The 25,493-nt window shown below is 73.2% G+C and carries 23 protein-coding genes; 15 read left to right on the top strand and 8 right to left on the bottom strand.

Features of this window, described 5'->3' with window-relative positions:
• Positions 1 to 892: 892 nt before the first annotated feature.
• The 6 genes from EYA84_RS33375 (at position 893) to EYA84_RS06640 (ending at position 8,410) form a co-directional block, all read left to right on the top strand.
• Positions 893 to 1,570, top strand: a complete 678-nt coding sequence (locus tag EYA84_RS33375) for a hypothetical protein (RefSeq protein ID WP_236145627.1) — start codon at positions 893 to 895, stop codon at positions 1,568 to 1,570.
• A gap of 239 nt (positions 1,571 to 1,809) precedes the next feature.
• Entirely contained in the window at positions 1,810 to 2,187 is a 378-nt protein-coding gene (locus tag EYA84_RS06620; protein ID WP_131052126.1) for an MmcQ/YjbR family DNA-binding protein, read from the top strand.
• Between the two features lie 308 nt (positions 2,188 to 2,495).
• Positions 2,496 to 2,732, top strand: coding sequence for a tetratricopeptide repeat protein (locus tag EYA84_RS06625; protein WP_131052127.1), 237 nt, complete (start codon positions 2,496 to 2,498; stop codon positions 2,730 to 2,732).
• Complete coding sequence (locus EYA84_RS06630; protein ID WP_201272315.1) at positions 2,729 to 5,413, top strand: CHAT domain-containing protein; 2,685 nt, start codon at positions 2,729 to 2,731, stop codon at positions 5,411 to 5,413. Before EYA84_RS06625 ends, EYA84_RS06630 begins: the two co-directional genes overlap by 4 nt.
• Positions 5,414 to 5,426: 13 nt before the next feature.
• Positions 5,427 to 5,825 carry a hypothetical protein gene (locus EYA84_RS06635; RefSeq protein ID WP_131052128.1) on the top strand — a complete coding sequence of 133 codons (399 nt, stop codon included), beginning with the start codon at positions 5,427 to 5,429 and terminating at the stop codon, positions 5,823 to 5,825.
• 86 nt (positions 5,826 to 5,911) lie between these two features.
• Positions 5,912 to 8,410 carry a phage holin family protein gene (locus tag EYA84_RS06640; protein WP_236145628.1) on the top strand — a complete coding sequence of 833 codons (2,499 nt, stop codon included), beginning with the start codon at positions 5,912 to 5,914 and terminating at the stop codon, positions 8,408 to 8,410.
• Here the strand turns inward: EYA84_RS06640 and EYA84_RS06645 are convergent.
• Both EYA84_RS06645 and EYA84_RS06650 read right to left on the bottom strand, forming a co-directional pair.
• Complete coding sequence (locus EYA84_RS06645) at positions 8,343 to 8,924, bottom strand: DedA family protein (protein WP_131052129.1); 582 nt, start codon at positions 8,922 to 8,924, stop codon at positions 8,343 to 8,345. The two genes, EYA84_RS06640 and EYA84_RS06645, sit on opposite strands and share 68 nt — an antisense overlap.
• Positions 8,921 to 9,694 carry an MBL fold metallo-hydrolase gene (locus EYA84_RS06650; RefSeq protein WP_236145629.1) on the bottom strand — a complete coding sequence of 258 codons (774 nt, stop codon included), beginning with the start codon at positions 9,692 to 9,694 and terminating at the stop codon, positions 8,921 to 8,923. Before EYA84_RS06650 ends, EYA84_RS06645 begins: the two co-directional genes overlap by 4 nt.
• 392 nt (positions 9,695 to 10,086) lie before the next feature.
• Here EYA84_RS06650 and EYA84_RS06655 point away from each other — a divergent pair, with 392 nt between their 5' ends.
• A complete protein-coding gene (locus EYA84_RS06655; RefSeq protein ID WP_131052130.1) occupies positions 10,087 to 11,856 on the top strand; it encodes a family 43 glycosylhydrolase in 1,770 nt (589 codons plus the stop codon).
• A gap of 73 nt (positions 11,857 to 11,929) precedes the next feature.
• Here EYA84_RS06655 and EYA84_RS06660 read toward each other — a convergent pair whose 3' ends face one another.
• Together EYA84_RS06660 and EYA84_RS06665 are read right to left on the bottom strand one after the other, a co-directional pair.
• Positions 11,930 to 12,295, bottom strand: coding sequence for an MmcQ/YjbR family DNA-binding protein (locus EYA84_RS06660; RefSeq protein WP_131052131.1), 366 nt, complete (start codon positions 12,293 to 12,295; stop codon positions 11,930 to 11,932).
• 312 nt (positions 12,296 to 12,607) lie between these two features.
• Positions 12,608 to 13,357 carry a Clp protease N-terminal domain-containing protein gene (locus EYA84_RS06665; RefSeq protein WP_131052132.1) on the bottom strand — a complete coding sequence of 250 codons (750 nt, stop codon included), beginning with the start codon at positions 13,355 to 13,357 and terminating at the stop codon, positions 12,608 to 12,610.
• A gap of 330 nt (positions 13,358 to 13,687) precedes the next feature.
• On the opposite strand from EYA84_RS06665, the gene EYA84_RS06670 reads away from it, so the two are divergent.
• The 7 genes from EYA84_RS06670 to EYA84_RS06700 are packed head-to-tail and all read left to right on the top strand — an operon-like array spanning position 13,688 to position 19,796.
• Positions 13,688 to 14,434 (top strand): class II aldolase/adducin family protein, encoded by a 747-nt coding sequence (locus EYA84_RS06670; RefSeq protein ID WP_131052133.1) that lies wholly within the window; start codon positions 13,688 to 13,690, stop codon positions 14,432 to 14,434.
• A gap of 36 nt (positions 14,435 to 14,470) precedes the next feature.
• Positions 14,471 to 15,490, top strand: a complete 1,020-nt coding sequence (locus tag EYA84_RS06675; protein WP_131052134.1) for an ABC transporter substrate-binding protein — start codon at positions 14,471 to 14,473, stop codon at positions 15,488 to 15,490.
• Positions 15,487 to 16,308: an ABC transporter permease gene (locus EYA84_RS06680; RefSeq protein WP_201272316.1), complete on the top strand. Its 822-nt coding sequence runs from the start codon at positions 15,487 to 15,489 to the stop codon at positions 16,306 to 16,308. The genes EYA84_RS06675 and EYA84_RS06680 overlap by 4 nt, the downstream gene beginning before the upstream one ends.
• A complete protein-coding gene (locus EYA84_RS06685) occupies positions 16,305 to 17,114 on the top strand; it encodes an ABC transporter permease (protein ID WP_131052135.1) in 810 nt (269 codons plus the stop codon). The genes EYA84_RS06680 and EYA84_RS06685 overlap by 4 nt, the downstream gene beginning before the upstream one ends.
• Positions 17,111 to 17,923 (top strand): ABC transporter ATP-binding protein, encoded by an 813-nt coding sequence (locus EYA84_RS06690; RefSeq protein ID WP_236145630.1) that lies wholly within the window; start codon positions 17,111 to 17,113, stop codon positions 17,921 to 17,923. The genes EYA84_RS06685 and EYA84_RS06690 overlap by 4 nt, the downstream gene beginning before the upstream one ends.
• The gene (locus tag EYA84_RS06695; RefSeq protein ID WP_131052136.1) at positions 17,920 to 18,855 is read left to right on the top strand and encodes an MBL fold metallo-hydrolase; all 936 of its coding nucleotides are present in this window, start codon (positions 17,920 to 17,922) and stop codon (positions 18,853 to 18,855) included. Before EYA84_RS06690 ends, EYA84_RS06695 begins: the two co-directional genes overlap by 4 nt.
• The gene (locus tag EYA84_RS06700) at positions 18,855 to 19,796 is read left to right on the top strand and encodes an amidohydrolase family protein (protein WP_131052137.1); all 942 of its coding nucleotides are present in this window, start codon (positions 18,855 to 18,857) and stop codon (positions 19,794 to 19,796) included. Before EYA84_RS06695 ends, EYA84_RS06700 begins: the two co-directional genes overlap by 1 nt.
• A 45-nt stretch (positions 19,797 to 19,841) precedes the next feature.
• Here the strand turns inward: EYA84_RS06700 and EYA84_RS06705 are convergent, their stop codons facing one another.
• Positions 19,842 to 20,480, bottom strand: a complete 639-nt coding sequence (locus tag EYA84_RS06705) for a TetR/AcrR family transcriptional regulator (protein WP_161594917.1) — start codon at positions 20,478 to 20,480, stop codon at positions 19,842 to 19,844.
• A gap of 83 nt (positions 20,481 to 20,563) precedes the next feature.
• On the opposite strand from EYA84_RS06705, the gene EYA84_RS06710 reads away from it, so the two are divergent.
• Positions 20,564 to 21,490, top strand: coding sequence for an alpha/beta hydrolase (locus tag EYA84_RS06710; RefSeq protein WP_131052139.1), 927 nt, complete (start codon positions 20,564 to 20,566; stop codon positions 21,488 to 21,490).
• A 24-nt stretch (positions 21,491 to 21,514) separates the two neighbouring features.
• Here the strand turns inward: EYA84_RS06710 and EYA84_RS06715 are convergent, their stop codons facing one another.
• The 3 genes from EYA84_RS06715 to EYA84_RS06725 all read right to left on the bottom strand — a co-directional run.
• Complete coding sequence (locus EYA84_RS06715; RefSeq protein WP_201272317.1) at positions 21,515 to 22,159, bottom strand: response regulator transcription factor; 645 nt, start codon at positions 22,157 to 22,159, stop codon at positions 21,515 to 21,517.
• 8 nt (positions 22,160 to 22,167) lie between these two features.
• Positions 22,168 to 23,502, bottom strand: coding sequence for a histidine kinase (locus EYA84_RS06720; RefSeq protein WP_131052141.1), 1,335 nt, complete (start codon positions 23,500 to 23,502; stop codon positions 22,168 to 22,170).
• A gap of 41 nt (positions 23,503 to 23,543) precedes the next feature.
• Positions 23,544 to 25,493 (bottom strand): serine hydrolase (locus tag EYA84_RS06725; protein ID WP_131052142.1); only part of this gene is annotated, 1,950 nt, incomplete at its 5' end.

Raw genomic sequence — 25,493 nt, forward strand, 5'->3', positions numbered from 1 at the left:
GCGTCGGCCGCCGCGTCGTCCGCGCCCACCACCTCGCCGGCATCGGGGTCGCCGTCGGTGCGTGCGAGATCGCCGGCCGCGGCGAACGCGATCGGCGTGTAGCGGGGCTCGGTCATGTCGTCCTCCTCGTCGCCGGTGTGTCGCTCTGGTACCCGCCACCGGCGCGGCCCACACCGCCGTGTGCGTCCACCCCGGACCAGGAAACGCCATTCCTGAACGCGCGATCAGGAGCCTGGAAGGGTTCGTCGATGTCCCGGATCGTTGCCGGATCGTTGCCTCGCTTGCCGTATGGCAAAGATCACGCTGGGTCCCTATGATTGCCCGTTTCCGTGCGGCGGGAAGCGCGAGATTCGCGGACGGCAGCACAGTGGATACTCAGAGTGATTGTTTCCGGTGGGTGACGTGTCCACGGCACGGGACGGTGGCACAGGTGTGCCACCACGATTTGCGCTGCTCACTACCCTGATTCTGATCATCGGTAGTGAGCCTCTCGACTTGACAAGGGTTTCAGATGAGCGACAGCCACTCTCCGTACGGAGGGCAGCCGGACCCGAACGCCGCCCCGTGGGGTAACCCGCCCGGTCCGCCGCCGATGCCGCCCGGCAGTCCGGCGGGCTACCCGATGCCGCCGGGTGCTCCCACGAGCGGGCCGGGCGCCCCCGGCTACCCCACGAGCGGCGCCCCGGGCTACCCCACGAGCGGGCCCGGTGCCCCCGGGTACCCCACGAGCGGGCCCGGCGCGCCGGGATATCCCACGAGCGGGCCTGGCGCCCCGGGGTACCCGTCATCGCCGTACGGCGCACCCACGCCCCCTCCTCCGCCCTACGCCGTCCAGGGCCAGCAGAAGTCCGGTAACCGGAACGTCTGGCTCGGCCTCGGCATCGGTGCCGCCGTGATGGCCGTGCTGGTCGCCTGCGGCAGCACCATCGGCTACTTCATGCTCGGTGACGACGACGAGCCCACGCAGATCGCCGCCAGCACCAGCCCCTCGCCCGACGGCGACAACGGCGGCGGCGAAGGCTCGGAGCCCTCGCCGACGCCGGCCGAGCCGGACAACGACGGCGGCAACGGCAACAACAACGCCGTCACGGCCCGCAACTCCAGCGACTTCAACGCGGTGTGCGACGGCAACCCGGTGCTGAACGCCGCGCCGTACAGTTCCCCCAAGGGCGCCAAGGTCTACACCTTCGCCAACAACCCGGACCGCCCCGGTTCCTGGCTGAGCAAGTCGGTCGGCTTCAACAAGCCGTACTACGCCCGGACCTCCGACTGGGCGACCGTCTCGGTCGTCGGCTGCCTCACCTTCGTGCAGGGCAGCGAGGGCGAGCCGCGCAAGTGCCAGTACAAGGACCGCGACGACAAGCAGATCACGGTCGACTACATCTCCTCGCGCTACACCCTGACCTTCCACAACGCCCAGACCGGCGAGAAGGTCGGCGACGGCGGTCGGATCAACGCCCCGGCCGGGCGCTGCCCGAGCTTCATCTCCTACAACCGGGAGACCCTGAAGTCGTACGCCCAGCCGGACAACGGCGCCATCGAGCTGGCCCTGGACAAGTTCACCTCCTGAGCACAGGCGCCTGACCGGCGGGGGCGGGACCGAGAGGTCCTGCCCCCGCCGTCGTCGTACCGGCAGGCGCGACCGGCACGGGAAGCGTGGTGCCGCACCGGCCGACAGTAAGGGCGACCGAGGAACGGGCCCGCGAATGACCGCCCGCCGACCACGGCGTCCCGGCCGAGTCGCCGTGATGTCCGACCCGGCGGCTAGCCTGTCGTCGTGTCGCGACCGTGCGGACGGAAGGGGTCCTGATGGCTGACGCGGACGACGTCCGTCGGTTGGCGCTCGCGCTGCCCCACGTGGTCGAGAACGACAGCGACGGCTTCGACTTCCGGGTGGCCGACAAGGGGTTCGTCTGGTCCTACCCCGAGCGCCGGCCCGGCAAGCCGCGCGTGATCCGCACCGACGTGGCCGTGCTCTTCGTCGGGGACGAGGCCGAGAAGCAGGCCCTGCTGCTCGGCGAGCCCGACCTCTTCTTCACCACCCCCGGCTACGACGGGCTGCCCCTGGTCATGCTGCGCCTGGCGGCGGTGGGGGTCGACCGACTCGCCGAGCTGGTGACCGACGCCTGGCGGATGCGTGCGCCGGAGTCGCTCGCCGTCGACCTCGACGAGGCCGCCGTCCGTTGACCGCCGCCGTCCGCCCGGCGAGGGGCGGCGGGCAGTGTCGGGTTTCCTCCTCGGGGACTGCACGGCGTGAAGGCCCGGTGAAGACTGGACGACAGTCGATGTCCCGGGGGTGCGCGATGTTCGGTCGGTGGCGCAAGCGGAAGGCACCACCGTCGGGTGCGCGACGACCGACGGGTACGCAACGACCGTCAGGTGAGGCGCGACCGTCGGCCGGGCCGGGCCCTGGGCTGGGGCCGGGGATCAGCGTCACCCCACTGCCCACCGAGACGGCGGCTCGGCAGGCCGCCCAGGGCGGGTCACCGGAGGACATGAACCGTCTCGGGATCACCCTCAAGCTCGGCGGCCGGGCGGACGAGGCAGCGCAGTGGTTCCGCAGGGCCGCCGAGGCCGGCAGCACCGACGGGATGGCCAACCTCGCCCTCTATCTGATGGGTCAGGGACGCAACCAGGAGGCCGCCGAGTGGTTCCGCCGGATCGGCGACCCGCTGGGTGAGGCGTTCGCGCGACGGTTGTCGTCGGAGCCCGACACTCCGCCCGACCGGTGACCGGCATCCCCGACGCCTGGGGGACACCGCAGTACCACCTCCTCGTCGGCGCCTGCGGTCAGGCCGAGGCCCACCACGACAGTTACGAGCGGACCGGGTCACTGCGGGACCTGGAGTTCGCCCTCGCCGTCTTCACCGAGGTGCTGAGGGTCGCCCGGAACGTCGACATCCGCAGCACCGCCGCCAACGGTCTCGGGACGGCCCGCTGGTCCCGCTACGAGCGCTTCGGTGACCTGGCCGACCTGGACGCGGCGGTCGGGTTGTTCCGGGACGCGCTGGCGATGTATCCGAACGAGCGCACCCCCGCCACGCCGTCCTTCCACGCCAACCTCGGTGGTGTGCTGCGGTTGCGCTGGCGGCGTACCGGCGTCGAGGCGGACCTGGTCGAGTCGGTGACCCAGGTCCGCGCGGCGCTGGCGGCGACCGGTCCCACCCATCCGCGCCGCGCGGGCCGGCTGACCAACCTCGCCGACGGGCTGCTCACCCTGTCGCTGCGGTACGACGACTCGTCCGCCCTCGCCGAGGCGGTCGAGGTGTCCCGCGAGGCGGTCACGGCGGCCGGGCCCGGTGACGACCTCGCCGGGATGCTCTCCAACCTCGCCGAGATACTGCGGCTGCGGTACCGCTCGACGAACGGCCGGGAGCGGGTCCTGCTGGACGAGGCGGTCGAGCGGGGACGTGAGGCGGTGGCGGCGGCCGGCGACCGACACCCGCTGCGGGCGCGGTTCGAGTCGAACCTCGCGCTCGTCCTGGTCGACCGGTACGCCGCCGGGCGGCACCCGGCCGACCTGGCCGAGGCGGGACGGCTCGCCGAGCACGCGGTGCGGGCCACGCCCGAGGGGCACCCCAACCGGGCGGAGCGGATGCTCGTGCTCGCCGGCATCCGACGGGCGGAGGTGACCCGACTCGCCGCCGAGGTACCCCGTCTCCGGGAGGCCCGCCGGCTCGCCCGTGCCGCCCGGGACGCGGCGGCGGCCGTGCCCGAGGGGCACTACCTGCGGGCCGATGCCCTGCTCGGCGAGGCCGCCGCGTTGACGGTGTGGGCGGTGAGCGGCGAGCCGAAGGCGTACCAGGAGGCCATCACCATCCTCCGGCGGGTGGCGCGGGACCCGACCGCACCGGTCCGCGTACGTGTCGAGGCCGCCCGACGGTGGGCCAACGCCCTCCTCGCCAGCAGCCGGGGACGGGACCTCGCCGGGGCCCGGCAGGCGTACCACCTGGCGGTCGAGCTGTTGCCCCGGACCGCGCCGAGGCGTGTCACGCACGCCGACCGGGAACGGCATCTGGGTGCCTTCGTCGGTCTGGCCCGGGACGCCGCCGCCTGCGCCATCTCGGCCGGTGACCCGCTCGACGCGCTGCGGCTGCTCGAACACGGCCGGGGCGTGCTGCTCGGGCACGCCCTGGACGCCCGGACCGAGCTGACCGAGCTGCGTCGACGGCGTGCCGACCTGGCGGACCGCTTCGAGGCGGTGCGGAACGCGTTCGACCGGCCGGAAGGGATCGGTTTCAGTTCCCTGCCGGACGACCTGACGGTGCCCGGCGAGGACCGGCACGCGCTGGCCCGGGACTGGGACGCGCTGCTGGAGGAGATCCGGGGCGTCGACGATCTCGCCGGGTTTCTGCGCCCGCCCCCCGTCGACGACCTGCTCGCCGAGATCGCCCGGCGAGGTCCCGTGGTGGTGCTCAACATCAGTGGGCTGCGGTGCGACGCCCTGGTGCTCGCCGGGGGCGGGGTGCGGGTGGTACCGCTGCGGCTGAGTCTCGACCAGGTGGTCGACCGGGCCCGGCGGCTGCGCGCGGCCGTCACCCGCACCCACCGGCCGAGCCTGCCCGCCCCACTGCGCGAGGAGGCCCGGTCCACGGTCGCCGAGACGCTGGACTGGCTCTGGGTCACCGTCGCCGCGCCGGTGCTCGACGTGCTCGCGCCGCCGCCCGGCTCGCGGCTGTGGTGGGTGCCGACCGGGCCGCTGACCAGCCTCCCGCTGCACGCCGCCGGGCCGGCGGACGGACCGGGCGTGCTGGACCGGGTGGTCTCCTCGTACGCGCCGACGGTGCGCAGCCTGGTCACCGCCTGGCGATCCCGCCCGGCGGCCCGGACGGCCGCGCCGCTGGTGGTGGCCCTGCCGCAGACGCCGGGACTGGGCGACCTGCCGAACGTGCCGGCCGAGGTGCGGATGCTGACCACCCGGTATCCGGGCAGCGCGGTGCTCCTCGGTGCGCGCGCGGTCCGGCAGGCCGTGCTCGACGCGCTGCCCCGGCACCCGTGGCTGCACTTCGCCGGTCACGCGGTCAGTGCCGCCGACGGGAGCGCGGACGGGCATCTCGTCCTGCACGACCACGCCGCCGCCCCGCTGACCGTCGCCGACATCGCGCGGCTGCGGCTGACGCGTGCCGAGATCGCCTACCTGTCGGCGTGCGACACCGGGGTCTCCCACGAGGACCTGGACGACGAGGCGCTGCACGTGGCCGGTGCCTGCCACATCGCCGGGTTCCGGCACGTGGTCGGCACCGCGTGGGCGATCGACGACGCCGTCGCGCCCGGCGTCGCGGCCGACTTCTACGCCCGGTTGAGCGGGGCCGACGACGCCGCGTCGGCCCTGCACCAGGCGGTGCGTACGCTGCGCGCCGCGCAACCGGACCGGCCCGCGCTCTGGGCGCCCTTCCTGCACGTCGGTCCGTGACACGATGGTCGATGTGACCGATCGACGTGACGACACCGACCGGGGTGCCACCGAACTCCTCATCGGCGCGCTGGCCGGGTCCACCCTGCTGCCGTTCGTCCAGGCGCTGGCCACGAAGGCGGGGGAGGACGTCTACCAGCTGATCCGGGACAGACTGTCCCGCCGGGCTCGCCGCGACGTGCAGGACGAGATCCGCACCGAGGGCACCGTCACGCTCACCGCTGCCGCCGCGCGGGTGGTGCTGCGGCTGCCGGAACAGGTCACGTCAGAGATGGCACTGCGGTTGGAGAACCTCCCGCTGCCGCCGTACCGGCCCGGCTGGTTGCTCCTGTCGTGGGACGCGACCCAGCGCCGATGGATCACGACCGCGCTGTCCGGGCCGCCGGAGAACGCCACCAGTCTCGACCCCTGACCGTCCGCGCGGCGCGGGTCCACCACCGGCCGGGAACCCGGGTCCGGCTTTTCGATCTTGTTGGTGCCGTGTGACATGGTGGCGGCATGGAACCGCAGGTGGATGCCGAGCGCCGCGCTCTGCCCGAACCCGTCCGGGTCGCCCTGCGGGTGCTGCGCGACTACCGGCCGACCTTCGCCCGGGTACGCGCCCTGGTGCGCAGCATGGTCACCTCGTTCCTGGTGCTCAGCACGACGTTCTGGCTGCTGCCCGGCGTCACCATCAGCGGCCTGGTCGGCCTGCTCTGGCTGGTGGCCCTGGTCACCGGCGTCGGGGCGGTGCTGCGGCCGGTGCTGCTGGCCCTGGCCACCGCGCTCGGCGGACTCGGTGCGTTGACCATCGGCGTGGGCGTCCAGGCCGTCGTCATGTACGTGGCACTGCAACTGGCCCCCGAGGCGCACGTCGCCGGGTTCGCCGTCGCGTTCGCCGCCGCCTGGCTCGCCGTGGCGCTGGCCGCCGTGGTCAACTGGCTCGCCGACGCCGGCACCGACGACACCTTCGTCAGCGAGATGCTGCGGCTGATGAGCCGGGTCCGGCGCTCCACCGACCGTGATGGTCGCCGCTGGTGGCGCTGGCGCCGCAGCGGACCGGCCCGGCGGGACACGCCCGGCGAGGTCCCGACCGAGGGCATGCTCGTCATCCAGCTCGACGGGGTGGCCGCCCCGGTGCTGCAGTGGGCGGTCCGGGCCGGCAACCTGCCCACCATGGGCCGGTGGCTGCGATCACGCAGCCACCGGATGACCCGCTGGCACACCGGGCTGCCGGCCACCACGCCCGCCGCCCAGGCCGGCCTGCTGCACGGCGAGTTCGGTCGGGTGCCGGCCTACCGCTGGTACGAGAAGGCACCAGCCGGCCCCGACGGGACCGTGCCGCCCGGACGGCTCGTGGTGACCAGTCGTCCCCGCGACGCGGCCGAGGTCGAGCGGCGGATCTCCACCGGCCGGGGGCTGCTGCGCGACGGTGGGGTGAGCATCAGCACCGCCTTCTCCGGCGACGCCCCCACCACCCTGTTGACGGTCAGCCACGCCGGGTTGCCCGGCCGCTCCACGCCCGGCTATGCGGCGTTCATGACCAGCCCGTACGGCTTCGCCCGGACGGTGGTGCTCGGTGCCGGGCAGGTGCTGCGGGAACTGCACGCCGCCCGGCGGCGACGGGTGCGCGGCGTACAGCCCCGGGCCGACCGGGGCGGCTCCTACCTGGCGTTGCGTCCGCTGGCCAGCCTGCTCAGCGATCTCAACGTGTCGCTCATCGCCGAGCAGATGGCCCGGGGCGCCCCCGTCGTCTTCTGCGACTTCGTCGACTACGACGAGGTGGCCCACCACGCCGGCCCGGCCCGGCCGGAGGCGATGGCGGCGCTGGAGTCGCTCGACCACACCCTCGGCATCCTGCAACGGCTGGCCGCCGAGGCGACGCGGCGCTATCACATCGTGGTGCTCAGCGACCACGGCCAGAGCCAGGGCGCGACGTTCCGCCAGCGGTACGGCGAGACCCTGACCCAGGTGGTGTCCCGACTGGTCGCCCCGGGCGTCGACGAGCCCGCGCCGGCACCGCGCCGACGCCCACGTGGGCCTGGCCGGGACGCGGCGCTCGCCGGTGGCGAGCACGAGACCACCCGCAACGCCGAGGAGCAGGCCCGGGTCGACACCCTGCTCAGCGAGGTGTCCGGCCGCAGCGGTGTGACCGCCACCGCGACCCGGATGGCGGTACGTGCCCGGCCGGAGGCGGCCCGTGGCCCGCACCCGACGACCCACCCGACGCACGAGCAGGCTGCCGCGTCGGGGCGTACCGAACCGGAGACCGTGGTGGTGGCCTCCGGGAATCTGGCGATGGTCTATCTGACCCGGCATCCGGGGCGGCTCACCCGCGAGCGCCTCGACGAGGTGACGCCGGGGCTGGTGGCGGGTCTGGCCGCGCATCCCGGCGTCGGCGTGGTCGTCGTCGACTCGGCCGCCGGAGCGCTGGCGGTCGGCCGGTCCGGGACCCACCGGCTGACCGACGGGCACGTCGAGGGCGACGACCCGCTGCTGCCGTACGGGCCGAGGGCCCGGCACGACCTGCTGCGGCACCAGGGCATCGACCACGTCGGTGACCTGGTGCTGATCAGCTCCGTGGACCCCGGCCTGGAAGAGGTGACCGCCTTCGAGGAGCTGGTCGGCAGCCACGGCGGCCTGGGCGGTTGGCAGAACGACGCGCTGCTGGTGCATCCCGCCGACTGGCCGCAGGAGGGTGAGCTGGTCGGCCCGGACGCGGTGCACCGCCAGTTGCTCGACTGGCTGTCCCGGCTCGGCCTGCGCAGCCCCGACGAGCCCGATGACCCGGCGCACGGGGAGGGCGACGCACCGACCCGGTCCGGCATGGCGGAGGGGCCCGCCGGTACGACGGCGGGGTCCGACGCGGGGGACGGGCTCGCTCCGGCGGGCCGGCCGGGTCAGCCGACCCCCCGACCGCGTCCGGGGGAGACCGGAGTGCGGTTACCGGCTATGGCGTCGCCGGTGGATGAGCCGGCTCGGGCCGGCGTCGCCCCAGCAGGCTCCACCCCTGAGTGACCAGCAGGACCAGCACGATCGCGGCGAGCACGCTCTGCCACGGCTCGGGGAAGATGGCCCGGCCGAGCACGCCGATCATCGCGTAGAGGGCCGACCAGAGCAGGACGGCGGGCAGGTTCGCCACCGCGAACCGCCGCCAGGTCATCCCGGCCATCGCCGCGGCCAGCAGCACCGGCAACCGGCCGCCGGGCACGAGCCGGGAGACCAGGAGCATCGGGACGCCGCCCTCGCGTACCCGTGCCGACAGCCGGTCCAGCCGTTGCGGCCCGCGCAGCCAGCGCAGTCGCCGGGCGATGCGTTCGCCGCCCCAGCCGAGCACCGCGAAGACCACCAGATCACCGAGGTACGCGCCGAGCGCCCCGGCGAACACGACCAGGAGCACGGTCACCGGGTCCTGGTGGGCGGCGAGGGCGGCGGCACCGCTGACCGCCGCCCCGGTGGGCACCACCGGGACGACCGCGCCGAACATCACCACCAGCGTGAGCCACGCCAGCGTGCCGAGGGCCGCCGTCATGCGCCGGGCACGGTGAGGGACTCACCCGGCTGGAGGACGCGTACCCGGGTGTCGGGGGAGATCCGTCGCGCGTGCCGGGCGAAGTCGTCGCCCGGCTGGAAGAACCGGTCCGGCCGGACCCGGTCGCACCCGATCGGCCAGAAGGTGCCGTAGTGGATCGGTACTGCCCACGCCGCCGCCACCCGCCGGGCGGTCTCGGCCGCGCCCTCCGGGTCGAGGTGGCCCGGGCCGAGTGTGGGTCCCCACCCGCCGACCGGGATCAGCGCCAGGTCGAGGGGGCCGAGCGAGTCCATCTCGGCGAAGAAGCCGGTGTCCCCGGCGAACCAGGTCCGCGCCCGCCCCTCGACGAGGTAGCCGATGGCCGGTGCCTGGTGCCGCGACCAGGGGCCGCGTCCGGCGGGGTGGGCGGCGGGCACGGCGGTGACGGTGACCTCGCCGATCGTGGTCGCCTCGCCGGGGGCCAACTCGGTGTACCGGTCGGCGGTCGCGCCCAGGCCCCGCCGCACCAGCGGCGCGGCCCCGGCCGGGAGGACGAGCCGGGTGTCCGGGGGCAGCCGGCGCAGCGACGCGAGGTCCAGGTGGTCGGCGTGCAGGTGCGAGACGAGTACGGCGTCCGGTGCGGCCGACAACCGGGGAGTGGGTCCCCGTCGCCGCCGCAGGTGGGCGAGCCGGTCGCGGAGCAGCGGGTCGGTGAGCAGTCGGGTGCCGGAGTCCTCGATCCACACGGTGCTGTGACCGTGCCAGGTCAGCTCGACCACACCGTCACCCACCCCGCCCTCGACACGCCTGCCACCGTAACGGGTGCAGGTCGGCACCCCCTCGGCGGCCGTGGTGCGGGGCGGTGCCGGGCTCCCGCCCGACGCGCCAAGAGATAGATGCCTGTCCTTGTTCGTGTGATCGCTCACATGTTAGCGTTCCCATCGGTGGTGATGGTGAGCACGCCCTCTGCGGCTCTCCGGCGGGCAGCCGAGGAATTGATGTTGTCGCTAACACCGCCTCGGTCACGGTCGACCGGCACCGCTCGTCCCGCCGTTCCCGTCCCCGTACGGCTGGTCCGGCGAGCGCGCCACCACCCTTACAGGAGTCCGTTGTGAGCTTCGTGTCCGCGCTGCCGCGCAGCGCCAGAGCCAGACGTGGGATCGCCTGGCTGACGGTTCCCTTGATGATGGTGATCTTCTTCGCCGCTCCGGCGAAGGCGGACAATCCGCTCGTGCAGCACGTCTACACGGCCGACCCGGCGCCACTGGTGCACAACGGCCGGGTCTACCTCTACACCGGACGCGACGAGGACGGCTCGACCTACTTCACCATGCGGGAGTGGCGGGTCTTCTCCTCGGCCGACATGGTGAACTGGACCGACCACGGGTCCCCGATGAACCTGGGGACGTTCGCCTGGGCCGACGCCAACGCGTGGGCCGGGCACGTGGTCCCCCGCAACGGCCAGTTCTACTGGTACGTGCCGGTGCGGCAACGCTCCAACGGGCAGATGGTGATCGGTGTCGGCGTCTCCAGCTCGCCGACCGGGCCGTTCCGCGACGCGTTGGGTCGGCCGCTGGTCGGCAACAACGAGATCGACCCGCACGCCTTCATCGACGACAACGGTCAGGCGTATCTCTACTGGGGCAACCCGAACCTGTGGTACGTCCGGCTGAACTCGGACATGATCTCGTTCTCCGGCAGCCCGACCCAGATCCCGCTGACCACGGCCGGCTTCGGCACCCGCACCGGCAACGCGAGCCGACCCACCCTCTACGAGGAGGGGCCGTGGGTCTACAAGCGCAACGGCGTCTACTACAACGTCTTCGCCGCCGAGTGCTGCTCGGAGTTCATCGGCTACTCCACCGCCCCCGGCCCGACCGGCCCGTGGACCTATCGGGGCACCGTCATGCCGAGGCAGGGCAGCAGCTTCACCAACCACCCCGGCATCATCGACTTCGCCGGGAACTCGTACTTCTTCTACCACAACGGCGCGCTGCCGGGCGGCGGCGGTTACACCAGGTCGGTGGCGGTGGAACGCTTCACCTACAACGCCGACGGGTCGATCCCGACGATGAACATGACCACCGCCGGGCCGCCCCAGGTGGGCACGCTCAACCCGTACGTGACGCAGGAGGCCGAGACCATCGACTGGGCCAACGGCATCGAGACCGAGGTGTCCAGCGAGGGCGGGATGAACGTCGGGTTCATCGAGAACGGCGACTGGATCCGGGTCAAGGGCGTCGCGTTCGGCACCGGTGCCTCGTCCTTCACCGCCAGGGTGGCCTCGGGCACCAGCGGCGGGACCATCGAGCTGCGGCTGGACAGCAGCACCGGCCCGCTGGTCGGGACCTGTGCCGTGCCGGGCACCGGGGGTTGGCAGAACTGGGCGAACACCACCTGCAACGTCAGCGGCGCCACCGGCACCCGCGACCTGTACCTGCGCTTCACCGGCGGCAGCGGCTACCTGTTCAACATGAACAACTGGCGCTTCACCGGCGGCACCGGCACCGGCGGCAACCTGGTCACCAACGGCGACATGGAGAGCGGCACGACCGGCTGGACGGTCTTCGGCGCCGGCACGCTGGCGTCGAACACCAGCGTGGTCCGGGGCGGCACGCGCTCGCTGCTGCACTCGGGGCGGACCGCGTCGTGGAACGGCCCCAGCCAGGACGTGACGTCGAAGCTGACCAACGGCCGCACGTACACCACGACGCTCTGGGTGCGGTCGCAGAGCGGCACCCCGTCGGTGCGCCCGACGCTGGCGGTGACCGCCGACGGCACCACGAACTACGTGCAGCTGACCCCGGCGGCGACGGTGAACGCGAACGGCTGGACCCAGCTCACCGGCACCGCCACCGTGTCGTGGAGCGGCAGCCTGACCGGTGCCCGCCTCTATGTCGAGACGGCAGCGGGCACCGACGGCCTGTACCTGGACGACGTGTCGTTCCAGTGAGCCGCACGCCGTGGGCCCGGCCGCCGACCGGGCCCACGGTAGTGCCTCTCAGCGGGCGTCGAACCGGTGCCTCTCAGCGGGCGTCGAGCCGGGCGAGCAGGGTCTTGGGCGCCACCACCCGGTACCCGTCCTCGACGACCTCGGCGAGTTCGGTCTCGTCCACACCGGTGTCGAGGCGTACGCCCACCCAGCCCCGATGCCCCACATAGGGCGGACGGAAGTAGGTCTGCGGGGCGGACGCGATCAGCTCCTCTGCCGAGCCCGGTGGCGCGGCGCACCACAGGTGCGGGAAGTCGTTCTGGTGATGGCCGTCCGGCCACACCTGGGCGAAGGACTTCTTGCCCCGGATGAACCAGGCCGGCGTGCCGTGGCTGGGGCGTTCGGTGACCTCGGGCAGGTCCAGGCAGACCCTTCGGATGGTCGCCACCAAGTCGGTCATCGATACACCGTACGGCACCCGGACGCCGGGACCGGCGAACGCCTCGCGAACCGCACCAGCGGGCCGATGCCCCGCCGGCAGCCCGCGCCGTGCTCGACAGACTTTGGGACCCCGGACCGGATCCGCCCCGGCCGACTACTGCCCTGCGTCCCCTTTGCTCTGCTTCAACCGGCGCAACGATCAGAGCGGCAAACCTGTGCGTCCGTTGAAGCAGAGCAAAGGCGTCGAAGGGGACCACTCGGGAGCAGCGACGTGACTCCGGCCGGTGAGCGGACGCGGACGGGTGAGGCGGCGCGGGGAGCGGCCGGAGCCTCAGCGACGCTGCGCGGGCCCGGTGATCTGGTGGTGCAGCCGGTCGAGCCGGTCGAGCACGTCGAGCATCATGATCCGGAGCGAGGCGGTGTCCGCGTCCCGGTCCGTGGTCACCCGGCCGAAGGTCGCACCGTAGTAGAGCGCGGACAGGACGGCGGGGGTGACCACCTTGGTGACCCCCACGTCCCGCAGTACCGTGCCGGCGGTGCCGTCATCGGTCATCAGCCCGAGCAGCAGGTGGCTGCCGGCGATGGTGGCGGACCCGTGTGCGGCGGCCTGGGTGGCGGCCGTGGTCACCGTCGTGCGGGCATCGGCGCTCAAGGCGGGTGGCGTGACCCCGCCGTTCCGTCGCGGGGTGTGGGCCCCTCCCGGCCGACGGCCGACGGCTCCGTCGATCGCGGCCTGGATCGAGGCGGCCGGGAAGCCGAGCAGCTCGACGGCGTTCAGCACCAGGCTCTCGCCCTCGTCGAGGAACGCCTGGAGCAGGTCGACCGGTTCGACGAGCGCCGCCCCGCGAGCCGCCGCGACGTCGTACGCCTGGCGCAGGATCGCCGCGACGTGGTGGTTGGGCGGCGGTGCCAGGTCGACCGGCTCGGGCAGCGCGAGGTCGGCGACCGCGTCGTGCGCGGCCCGGTCGACGCCGTCGAGCGCCTGGGTCAGCGCGGTCTGGCAGATCCGCGAGACCGGCAACCGGGCCTGGCGTACCCGCTCGGCGAGCGCGTCGGGCAGGTACACGTTGATTTTGGGCATGTGGGGGTCCTGTCGTGGCGGAGGCGGGGCGGGGGTGGGGGCTGGGGTGCAGGTCACAGCGTTCACCGGCTTGATCTCCTGCAAATCCTAGGGGCATACTAGGGTTATGCCAACGCCGCTGACCGCCCGCCGCGCGGTCGACCACGGTCGCACCGGCAGCGCGCTCTGTCCCTGCCGCTGACCCGGCCGCAGATCGCCGAGGGCCCGCGCCACGGCATTCCCCCACCCCACGCACCGGTACACGCACGCGTCCGACCTCGGACGCTGCCTTCGCCTGCCCGCCGCACGGTGCGTCGACCGGCACCCCGACAACGACAAGGCAGTGACGTCATGACTCAGCACATCCCCACCCCCTCGGCACTGCGGGACGCACCCTTCGGTGCCGACGAACTGGCCGCCGCCCGGACCGACCTCACCACCGGCATCAACCGGATCTTCGCCGCCTCGGCGATGTCCGCCAGCGGACACGGCAACATCAGCGTCCGGCTGCCGGGCCACCACGACCTGCTCGCGATCAACGCCGGTGAGCTGCTGCGCCCGTGGCCCGCCGACGACCTGCGCGTCGGCGTACCCGCACTACGCACCGTCAACGACGAGGTCGTCGTGGTGAACCTCGACGGCGAGGTGCTGTTCGGCACGCCCAGCCCGTCGGTGGCCGCCATCCTCACCATGCACGTCGGCGTCTACCGCACCCGCCCGGACGTGGCCGCCGTCATCCACACCCACTCGCCCTACGCCACCAGCTACGCCCTCGCCTCGACCAGCCTGCCCGCCCGGTACGAGGCGTTGCTGGTGCACGGCCAGGCCGTCGACGTCCCGGTCGCACCCTGGGCACCGCGTGGCACCGCCGAGGCGGTACGGGCCATCGCCGACACCTACCGGGCCCACCCCGACACCTACGGCGTCCTGCTCGGCAACCACGGCCTGCTCGTCGCCGGGGACGACGCGAAGCACGCGGCGAGCCTGGTGGTGGCGATCGAGGAGGCGGCCGTGTCGAGCGTCGGCGCCCAGCCGCTCGGCGGGCCGGTGCCCTTCCCGGAGCACGTCAACGACCTCGACCTGCGTCTGCGCTTCTGACCGACCCCGTTCACCCCCTGAGAATCGAGACAGAGCATGTTCCGTACCACCCGGACCCTCCGGCACGTACCCGCCACACCCGCCCTTCGTCGCGGCCTGGCCGGTGTCCTCGCCGTCACGCTGCTGACCAGTTCCCTCGCGGCCTGCTCCGCCGCCGACGACTCCGCCGACGCGGCCGACGGCGCGGACGGCCTGACCACGGTCCGGCTGGCCTCCGCGCCGCTCGGACACCTCGCCCCGATCTACCTCGCCCAGGACAACGGGATATTCGCCAGGCACGGCCTAAGGGTCGAGGTGGACACCCAGACCTCCGACCTGACCTCGGTGCCCTCGGTGCTGGCCGGCAAGGTGGACTTCGCCACCGGTGACCTCACCACGCTGATCGTGGCGCGCACCCAGGGGCTGGACGTCAAGGCGGTGGTGCCCGCGTCCGCGTCGACCGGCAAGGCCGGTGCGGACTACGGCGCGCTCGTGGTGGCCGGCGACTCCGGCATCACCAGCCCCAAGCAGCTCGAAGGCAAGACGGTGGCGGTGAACATCTTGACCAACATCGCGGCGGCTGCCGCCCGCGAGGCGGTCCGCACCGCCGGTGGCGACTCCGACTCGGTGAAGCTCGTCGAGATCCCGTTCCCGCAGGTCCCGGCCGCGATCAGCGAGGGAAGGGTGGACGGCGCCTGGGTGGTCGAGCCGTTCCTGTCGGCGGCCAAGGCGCAGGGTGCGGTGCCGGTCGGCTGGGGTTTCACCGACCTGGCCGAGGACCTGACCGTCTCCGCCTGGTACACCTCGGGCACCTACATCGGGCAGCGCCCGGAGGTCGTCTCGGCCTTCCGCGACGCGATCCGGGAGGCGTACGCGTACGCCCGCGAGCACGAGGACGAGGTGCGCGCGAAGATCCCCACCTTCACCCAGATCACCCCCGAGGTGGCGAACAGCATCACCATCACCGGTTGGCGGGACGAGGTGAGCCGGCAGGCCGCCGAGAAGCTGGCCGGGTACGCCCAACGCGACGGCCTGATCAGCACCGCGCCGAACCTCGACGAGCTGATCCTGCCGTGACCACGAGCAGCCGCGTGCCGGCCCCCACCCGGGGGTCGGCCGGCGGCCCGGTCGCCGGTCGCCGGCTGCTCGGCGTGGTCGGGCTGCTGGTCGCGGCGGCGGGGTACGAGGCGGTGACCCGCGCGTTCTTCTCGCCGCTGCACGTGCCACCGCTCTCCGCCGTCGCCCCGGAGGCGTTCCGCCTGCTCACCGAGGCCCGGTTCTGGACCGCGACCGGCCGCACCCTGCTGGCCGTCGCGTCCGGCCTGGTGATCGCCGTGGTGGCCGGGATCGTCGTCGGCTTCGCCGTCGGCTCGGTGCCGTGGCTGCTGCGGGTCACCTCGTCCACCCTGGACTTCCTGCGCCCGGTCCCGTCGATCGTGTTGATCCCGGTGCTGGTCCTGGTGCTGGACGTCGCCCAGATCACCGTCCTGCTCGTCGCGGTCTCCTGCTTCTGGATCGTGCTGTTCCAGGTGTTGTACGGGCTGCGCGACGTGGACCGGGTGGCCGTGGACACCGCCCGCAGCATGCGACTCGGCACGCTGGCCCGGGTCGTGCACGTCACCTGGCCGACGGTACTGCCGTACCTCGGCACCGCGCTGCGGCTGATCGTCTCGGTGGCGCTCGCGCTGGCCGTCACCGGCGGACTGGTGACGGGCGCCGCCGGTCTCGGCGAGCTGATCTGGAGCAGCCAGGAGTCCGGCGAGTTCACCGGCATGTACGCGCTGGTGCTGCTGACCGGCGGGGTGGGGATCCTGCTCGACCTGGGCGCCCGCCTGGCCGAGCGCCGGCTGCTGCACTGGCACGTGGCGACCCGGCGGGAGGTGGCGACCGGATGACCGGCCCACGATCCGTCCCGCTGCGTACCGGCCTGGCCCGGGGGGCCTCCGCCGTCGGATTCGCGCTGGGGCTGCCGGTGCTGCTGTTCACCCTGTGGTGGGTGCTCAGCGCGGACAGCACCACCATCTTCCTGCCGCCGCTGCGCCGCATCGTCGAGGCGTTCGGTCAGGTCTGGCTCTCCGACGTCTTCGTCCGCGACGTGGTGCCGAGCCTGCGTCGGCTCGCCACCGGCTACGCCGCAGCGCTGGTGATCGGCGTCGGCGTCGGCTACGTGGTCGGCCGCTGGTCGGTGGTACGCGCACTGACCGGCCCGATCCTCGCCTACTTCCGGGTGCTCCCGGCACCGGTGATGATCCCGGTGCTGCTGGTCGCGGTCGGCATCGGCGACGCCACGAAACTGATCGTCATCGTGCTGGGCGCGGTCTGGCCGATCCTGCTGAACACCGCCGACGGCGTACGGGCCGTGGACCAGGTCCACCTGGAGACCGCCGCCGCGTACCGGCTGCCGGGCTGGACCCGGCACGGCCTGATCCTGCGTGCCGCGAGCCCGCAGGTCTTCGCCGGTGCCCGCCAGGCGCTGGGCATCTCGCTCATCGTCATGGTGGTCAGCGAGATGCTGATGAGCACCGACGGCCTCGGTTTCACCGTGATCCGGTTCCAGCGCACCTTCGCCATCCCGCAGATGTGGAGCGGCGTACTCCTGCTCGGCCTGCTCGGCTTCGCCCTGGCGAAGGTCTTCGAGCTGGTCGAGCGGCGTGCCCTGCGGTGGCACCGAGGCGCCACCGGACGAGAGGAGTCATCGTGACAGTCGGACCCGACCTGCTGCGGATCGTCGCGCTGGGCAAGTCGTACCGGGCCCGGGAACGCACCGTGGACGCCCTGGCCGGGGTGAGCCTCACGGTCGCCGACGGCGAGTTCGTCACCGTCGTCGGGCCGTCCGGCTGCGGCAAGACCACGCTGCTGAAGATCGTCGCCGGGCTGCTGCCCGCCTCGACCGGCGAGGTGTACCTGGCCGGGCAGCGGGTGACCGAGCCGCCGGCCGACCTGGGCGTGGTCTTCCAGGAGTACGGCCGCAGCCTGTTCGCCTGGAAGACGGTGCAGCAGAACGTCGAGCTGCCGCTGCGGCACCGGGGCATCGGTCGCGCCGCACGCCGGGAGGCGGTCGCCGAGGCGCTCGACGCGGTCGGGCTGGGCCAGACGGCACGGGCGTACCCGTGGCAGCTCTCCGGCGGCATGCAGCAACGGGTCGCCATCGCCCGCGCGATCGCGTACCGGCCCCGGCTGCTGTTGATGGACGAGCCGTTCTCCGCGGTCGACGCCCAGACCCGCGGTGACCTGGAGGATCTGCTGGCCGCGCTCTGGCGGCGGTACGCGATGACCGTCCTGTTCGTCACGCACGACATCGACGAGGCGGTGTACCTCGGCCAGCGGGTCGTCGTCCTCGGTGCCGCCCCGACCGGCGTCGTCGCCGAGTTCCCGGTCGACCTGCCGGCGGACCGCGACCAGCTCGGCACCCGCTCCTCGGCCCGCTTCGGCGAACTGCGTGCCCAGGTCTACGCGCGGGTCCGCCGCGCACCCGAACCCGAAACCCCGCGAGCAGAGGTGACCCGATGAGTGAGCAGTCCCCGGAGACCGCACCACGCTGGCAGGACACCGGCGGCGGAGAGGGCCCGCTCTGGTCCTTCCCCGTCGGCGAGGTGGAGGTCTTCCCGATCCGCGAGGTCGACTACCTTCCGCTCCCGACGGACTTCTTTCCGCAACTGGAGACCGAGTCCTGGACCGACGGTGCCTTCTACACCGCCGAGCCCTTCACCCGCGACGGGCGGATCGTGCTCAACCAGGAGGCCCACCTGCTCCGGACCAGGGATCGGCTGATCCTGGTCGACGCCGGTGGCGGCAACGGCAAACCGCGCAACGGCGGTGTCTTCGACCGTGCCGACCGGCCGTTCCTCGAACAGTTCGCCCGCGCCGGGGTCAGCCTCGACGACGTCGACACGGTGGTCTTCACCCACCTGCACGTCGACCACGTCGGCTTCGCCACCAGCGCCGACGGCTCCGGCGGCTGGGTGCCGACCTTCCCGAACGCCCGCTACCTGGTGGTCCGGGAGGAGTTCGACTGGTGGACCGGCCCGCAGGGCGCGGCGGCGATGCGGCGCACCGGCGACTACCTCGCGGACAGCATCCTGCCGCTGCGCGACGCCGGTGTGCTCGACCTGGTGCCGGCCGACCACGTGCTGACGCCGGAGATCCACCTCGTGCCCGCGTTCGGGCACACCCCCGGCAACGTCTATCTGGTGGTCGAGTCCGCTGGCCGACGTGCCCTGTTCGCCGGGGACATGCTGCACCACGGGGTGCAGTTGGAGCGTCCCGAGTGGAGCATCCGGTACTGCGTGGTGCCGGGGGACTCCGCCGACCAGCGTCGCCGCCTGCTGGAACGGGCCGCCGACTCCGGGGACCTGCTGGTGCCGACGCACTTCCCGTTCCCCGCCGCCGGGTACGTGCACCGGGCCGAGCGCGGCTTCACGTACACCTTCATCGAGGTCTGATGCCGCCGTTGTTCGTCGCCGACTTCCACACCCACTACGCCTGTCCGGCCCATCCGGCGCTGCCGCCCCGGCACGCCGCGCCGGAGTTGGCCGACCGTTGGCGCGGGCTGGCCCGCCGGATCGCCGACCTGGAGGGGCTGCTGGCCGACACCGGCCGGCACGGCATCGACCTGCGGGTGCTCAGCGCGCCACCGGCGCTGGTGACCCCGCACGGCGAACGCACCCGCCCGGACGACCTGCGGCGGCTCAACGACCACCTCGCCGAGGCGGTGGCGAGCGCACCGGACCGCCTCCGAGGTCTGGCCACCGTCGACGCCTTCGCCGGTGAGCCGGCGGCCGACGAGGCGGTACGCGCCGTACGGGACCTCGGGTTGTCCGGGCTGGTCGTGGACTGCGCCACCGACGGGCTTCTGCTCGGCGCGAAGGCCGCCCGCCCCACCCTGGTCGTCGCGGCGGAACTCGGCGTACCCGTCTTCGCGCACCCGATCAGCCCGGTGGCGATGACCACCGCCTTCGCCGGTCTCGGCCGGTTCGGCACCTCGCTGGCCCGGGGCACCATCAACGCCGCCGCGTTGCTGTCGCTGCTGGTCGACGGCGTGCTGGCCGACCTGCCGGGGCTGCACGTGGTCTTCCCGATGCTCGGGGTCGCGGGCCTGTCCCTGGCCGCCGCCACCGACGGGGGAGAGGTCCTGACATCGGCGGCGCCCGCGTCGCAGCGCGCGCACGTCTATCTCGACACGATGGGGTTCGCGCCGGCCGCGATCAGGTTCGCCACCGACCTGCTCGGTGCCGACCACGTGCTGGTCGGTGGGGACTGGCCGATCGGTGCGCGTGCCACCAGCCGCGCGCGGGTCGAGTCGGCGCTGGCGCTGGCGGGACTGGACGAGACCGCCACCCGGCTCGTCGCCGGCGGCAACGCGCTGCGTCTGCTCGACGGCTGACGACGGCGACGCGGCAGGGTTGCCCCTTCGGTCGCGTCGGGCGGGTCAGCTCACGGTCGCGCGGCCCAGGTAGCCGGTCACCACCGCGACGATCTCGCCGGTCAGTTCCGGCTCGCTGATCCGGTCCGGCTGCTGTGCGACGAAGCGGTGCACCAGCGACTCGACGACCGCGACCACGACTCGGGCGCTGCGCTCCGGGTCGGCCGGTGTCAGGTCGGGATCCCGCCGCAGCAACGATTCGACGGCGGCAGCCGCCTCACGCTCGGCCTCGTGGAAGCGGGCCAGCAGGTCGGGCGGGCGCGGTGACTCCTCGAACAGCACCCGGTGCAGGCGCGGGTCGCGGGTGTGCAGCTCGGCGCAGGCGCCGACCACCGCCGGGAGCCACCGGTCCACCGGGACGGGGCCGTCAGGGAGACCGGCGAGGCTGACCCGGACCGCCTGGGCGGTCTCGTCGACGTGTTCCAGCGCCAGGGTCAGCAGGATCGAGTCCTTGTTCGGGAAGTACTGGTACAGCGAACCCACCGAGAGTCGGGCCTCGGCGGCGATCCGGTCGGTGGTGCCGGCGGCGTGGCCGTACTCGGCGAAAACGCGAGCCGCCGCGTCGAGGATGCGCCGACGGGTCTGCCAGGCGCGCTGCTGCCGGGGCGTCTTCCTGGGCTGATGCGGTGCGGGCCGGGGTGGCACCGGGCGACTCCAAACGCGAGTAAACAAAGCGAGGTATTCCTCATATCATAGCCATGAGCAGGTAAAACGATGAAAGGTGGAGTGTGGAATCCGGTCGGCGTACGTACCAGGAGGTCACCCGGTGGCTCGACTACCAGCGCTTCTATCCCACATGGCTGCGCAGCGACGTCGACGACGCCCCGGCCGAGGAGTGGTGGCGCTGGCGGGGGCTGGACGTGCACCTGGACCGGCTCGCCGCACCGGACGCCCCGGTGAAGCTCCTCCTGCTGCACGGTGCCGGTGGGTACGGGCGGATGCTCGCCCCGTACGCGCGGATGCTGGCCCATCTCGCCCCGGTGGAGGTGCTCGCCCCGGACCTGCCCGGTTACGGACTGACCCGCGGTGACCGACCGGTGGCGTACCCGGAGTGGATCGACTGCGTCGCCGACCTCGTGGCGGCGGAACAGGCCCGCGACGGCCGTCCCGTCTTCCTCCTCGGTGCCAGCATGGGCGGCATGCTGGCGTACTCGGTCGCCGCCACCGTCGACGTCGCCGGCCTGGTCGTCACCTGCCTGCTGGACCCGCGTGACGTCACCGCGCGGATGCGGATGACCCGTCTGCCGGCCATGGGCCGCGTCACGCCGTCCCTGCTCGGCCCGGCCCGGCCGCTCGACGCCTGGCGGGTGCCGATGCGCTGGATCGCGAACATGGGCGCGATGAGCAACGACCCGGCCCTCACCGCGCTGGTCGCCACCGATCCCTCCGGCGGCGGCAACCGGGTCGCACTCCGCTTCCTGCGGACCTTCCTCACCTCCGCCCCGCCGGTGGAGCCGGAGGCGTTCACCGCCTGCCCGGTGCTGATGACGCACCCGGCGGACGACCGCTGGACGCCGGTCGCGCTCAGCCGTGCCTTCTTCGACCGCATCGCCGCCGACAAGCGGCTCGTGCTGCTGGAGCGGGCCGGACACCTGCCCGTCGAGCAACCGGGACTGACCCAGTTGGGGCAGGCCGTCAGCGACTTCGTCAGCTGACCGTCGACGCTGACGGCGGGTGGGTCAGCGCGGCACGACACCGTTCTGGTACGCCCAGACCACCGTCTGCAACCGGTCCCGTACGCCGATCTTGGCCATCGCCCGGCCGAGGTGCGACTTGACGGTGCTGGTCTCGATGAACAGCTCGGCGGCGATCTCCACGTTCGACAGACCCTGGGCGAGCAGCCCGACGATCTCGGCCTCCCGTGCGGTGAGCTGGTGCGCCGCCACCGCGTCGGTGCGCGGTGCGGCGGTGCGGCGGGCGAACTCGCTGATCACCCGGCGGGTGACCGCCTGGTCGACGAGGCCGTACCCGCCGGCCAGGCGGCGTACCGCCTCGATCAGCTCGTCGGGTTCGCAGTCCTTGAGGATGAACCCGCTGGCACCGGACTCCAGCGCGCCGAAGACGTACTCGTCGAGGTCGAACGTGGTCACCACGAGCACGGCGGGCGGCGTCTCGGTGGCCTCCGCGACGATCCGGCGGGTGGCGGTGAGCCCGTCGCCGCCGGGCATCCGGACGTCCATGCAGATGACGTCCGGCCGGTGCCGGCGGGCCAGGTCGACCGCCGCGTCGCCGTTCGACGCCTCGGCCACCACCTCGATGTCCCCGGCCTGCTCCAGGATCACCCGGAATCCCATCCGCACCACCGCCTGGTCGTCCACGAGCATCACCCTGATCACGTCGGGTCCCCCTTCGCGGTCGCCGTCGCGGCGCGCGCGGCCTCCGATGCGGTCGGCAGGCTCACGGTGACCGACCAGCCGCCGTCGGCGGTCGGCCCGGCGGTGAACTCGGCACCGATGAGCTGGGCGCGTTCCCGCATGCCCACCAGGCCCACGCCGCCGGTGGTGCGGGCGGCCGGCTCGGGCCGTCGAGGTGGCGGATCGTTGCGTACCTCGAGTGTCACCCGGCGGTCCAGGTAGCGCAGGGCCACCCGGACCGGGGCGCCGGGGGCGTGCTGGCGGGCGTTGGAGAGCGACTCCTGCGCCACCCGGTAGAGCGCCACGTCGGCGATCGGCGGCACCTCGCGCGGCTGCCCCTCCCGGACGAACCCGACCGGGCCGCCGAGGTCACCGGCGGTGCGGACGAGGTCGTCGAGGACGGCCAGGCCGGGCACCGGGACCGTGCCGTCGCCCGCGTCCGCCCCGGTCCGTCCGCGCAGCACCCCCACCACCAGTCGCAGGTTGTCCAGGGTCTGCTTGCCCTGGGCGCGGATCCAGGCCACCCCGGCACGGGCCGCCGCCGGATCGCGGTCGATCAGCCGCTCCACCGCCGCCGCCTGCACCACCATGCCGGAGAGGTGGTGGGCGGCCACGTCGTGCAGCTCCCGCGCCATCCGGGACCGCTCCGCGCCGATCGCCGCCTGCACGCCTGCCCGCTGTGCCCGGACCGCCTCGTCGGCGCGTACCTTGACCAGCTCGACGTAGCGCCGGTAGGTGGCGACGTAACCGCCGACGAAGGCCGCGCCGAGGTAGGTCAGGGCACTGGCGGTGAAGCTGCCGAGCACGGCGAGCAGGACGTCGGGGACGGCGAGGACGGCGGTGGTGACCACCGCCCCCGCCGTCTCCACCAGCGTGGCGGCCCCCGCGATCAGCAGCGCCGTCCGGACCGGCCGCAGCGTGCCGACGGTGTACGCGGCGACGAACGGTGCGATGCCCCGGATCGACATCTCCGGCAGGGACAGCCCGACGATCGCCAGTTGCAGGGCGACGACCAGGGCGAGACAGAGCCGTGGACGCACCCGGCGCAGGCAGAGCAGCATCGTCTGCACGCCGCAGAGCCCGAGCACCGGCCAGGCCCGCTCCGGGTCGACGGAGAGCCCCTCCGCCGGTGCGACGATCCAGAGCAGCAGCGCCAGCAGCAGCAGGGTGAGCACGGTGACCGCCGCCGCGAGCAGGCCGTCCCGGGCGAAGCGGCCGGTCACGCCGAGTCGGGTGAGCTGCTCGTCGAGCCGCCTGGTCAGCCGGGGCGACCGGGGCGTCGCCTCGATCTGCGGATCAGGGTGGGTGCTCATGCGGTGGACATCCTTGCTCCGGTCCGTCCCGGATCGACGTGTCAGAAGGAGATGCTAGGCGCGAGCAGCATGAACTCGACGGCGAACCAGCCCGTACCGGCCAGGGCCAGCAGGATCAGGGCGCTGGCGGTGATCCGGTGCCAGCCGACGCGACGGCGTACGTCGTCGACCAGCCGCACCGTGGCGGGCAGCACCCCGAGCAGGCCGATCAACTGGAGCGCCTGCACGGTGCGCAGCGAGGTGGCGGAGACGTCCTGCAACCCCATGACGGCCACGACGCTCACCGCCCAGCTGGTCAGCGCGAGCAGCGCACCGGCGACCGCGACGCGGCTGAGCACCCGCGCGGTGCGTCCGGCCCGGTCACGACGCGCCCGACCGAGGACCCGTCGGACGAGGGCGCCGAACGGCCAGGAGAGCACCGTCAGCGCCAGCACCAGGACGGAGACGCCGAGCACCGGTACGACCACCGCCGTGGCCCGTGCCGGCTCGACCGGCAGCAGGGTGAACGCGGAGTCGTAGCTGATCGCCGTCACCCGGTCGTCGGTGACCCGCATCGCCAGCAAGCGATGCCCGCCCACCTCACGCCAGACCCAGGGGGTCACCTCCTCGTACAGGGCAGGGGTGGCCGACAGCGGGCCCGGCTCGAACAGCAGTCGGTTGTCGTCGGCGACGCTGACCGTGGTCCGGCCGACCAGACCGATCAGGGTCAGGAAGTTGCTGTGGATCCCGCGTGAGTCGGTGTACGTGCCGACTGCGGCGGCGGCGTGTGCGGCGCTGGTCTCCGTGTCGACGCCCGCCGGTCGCTCCGACATGGCCGGGAAGTAGCGGTCGGCGAAGCCGTTGACCACCGCCTGGCGCAACTCGTGGCTGTCCAACTGGCCCCGGCCACCGCCGTTGAGCGAGAGGAAGATGCCGGCCCGTTCCTGGGGATAGATCTGCAGGTGCGAGTGGAAGTACATGGTGTCGCCGCCGTGGCCGAGGATGTGTCGGCCGTTGCGGCTCTCGTCGAAGAGCCCGAGCGTCATCCGGGGGCCGTCCGCGAGGGTGCCGAGCGAGGTGGCGTCGAGCCCGGGACGCTGCATCAGCTCGCGGGTGGGCGCGTCGAGCAGCGGCCCCTCGCCGACCGTCTCGCCGGTCAACGCCAGCATGAAGCGGGCCATGTCGGTGGCGGGTGCGCTCAACGCGCCCGCCGGGGGAGTGCCGACGATCTCGAACGGGCCGGCGACGCCGGCGGCGTCGTACCCCTTCGCCATCCGGTCGGCCAGAGCCGGGGGCAGCGGCTGCGCGAACGTCGACGACGCCATCCCGGCCCGGGCCAGGACGTTGCGGTCGACGTACTCCTCGAACCGCGTCCCGCTGATGTGCTCGACGATGTATCCGGCCAACGCGTTGCCGTAGTTGGAGTACGCGGGCACGGTGCCCGGCCGGTAGATCTGCTCCGGCGGGTCGGTGGCCAGGGCCTTGCGCAGGTCGGGGCTGCCACCGTCGAGGCCGATCAGGCCGGCGACCCGCTCCTCGAATCCGGCGGTGTGGGTCAACAGGTGCCGCAGGGTGACCGGCTCGTCGTAGCGGCGGGGCACGGTGAAGTCCAGGTACTCGTCGACGTCGGCGTCGAGGTCCAGGTCGCCGCTCTGCACGAGCTGGAGGACCGCGACGGCGGTGACCAGCTTCGACACCGAGCCGACCCGGAACAGGTGCCGGTCCGGGTCGACCGGTACGGCCTGGCCGGAGCCGGAGCCGGAGCCGGAGCCGGTGTCCGCGTGGCCGTAGCTACGGGCGGTCAGGATCTCGCCGCCGCGGACGACCGCGACGGTGGCACCCGGGATGCCGGTCCGCTGGAGCGCGGCGGGCAACAGGCCGTCGAGCCAGGCGTCGAGGTCGGCGGCGTTCAGCGCGGCCGGGTCGGCCGGTACGCCCGGAGCGGGTGGCGTGGGAACGGACAGGACGGTCGGTGCGGCGCCGCACCCGGCGGCGGTGGCGACGGCGACCGC

This window comes from Verrucosispora sp. SN26_14.1 (genome assembly GCF_004307965.1).
Lineage (GTDB): Bacteria > Actinomycetota > Actinomycetes > Mycobacteriales > Micromonosporaceae > Micromonospora.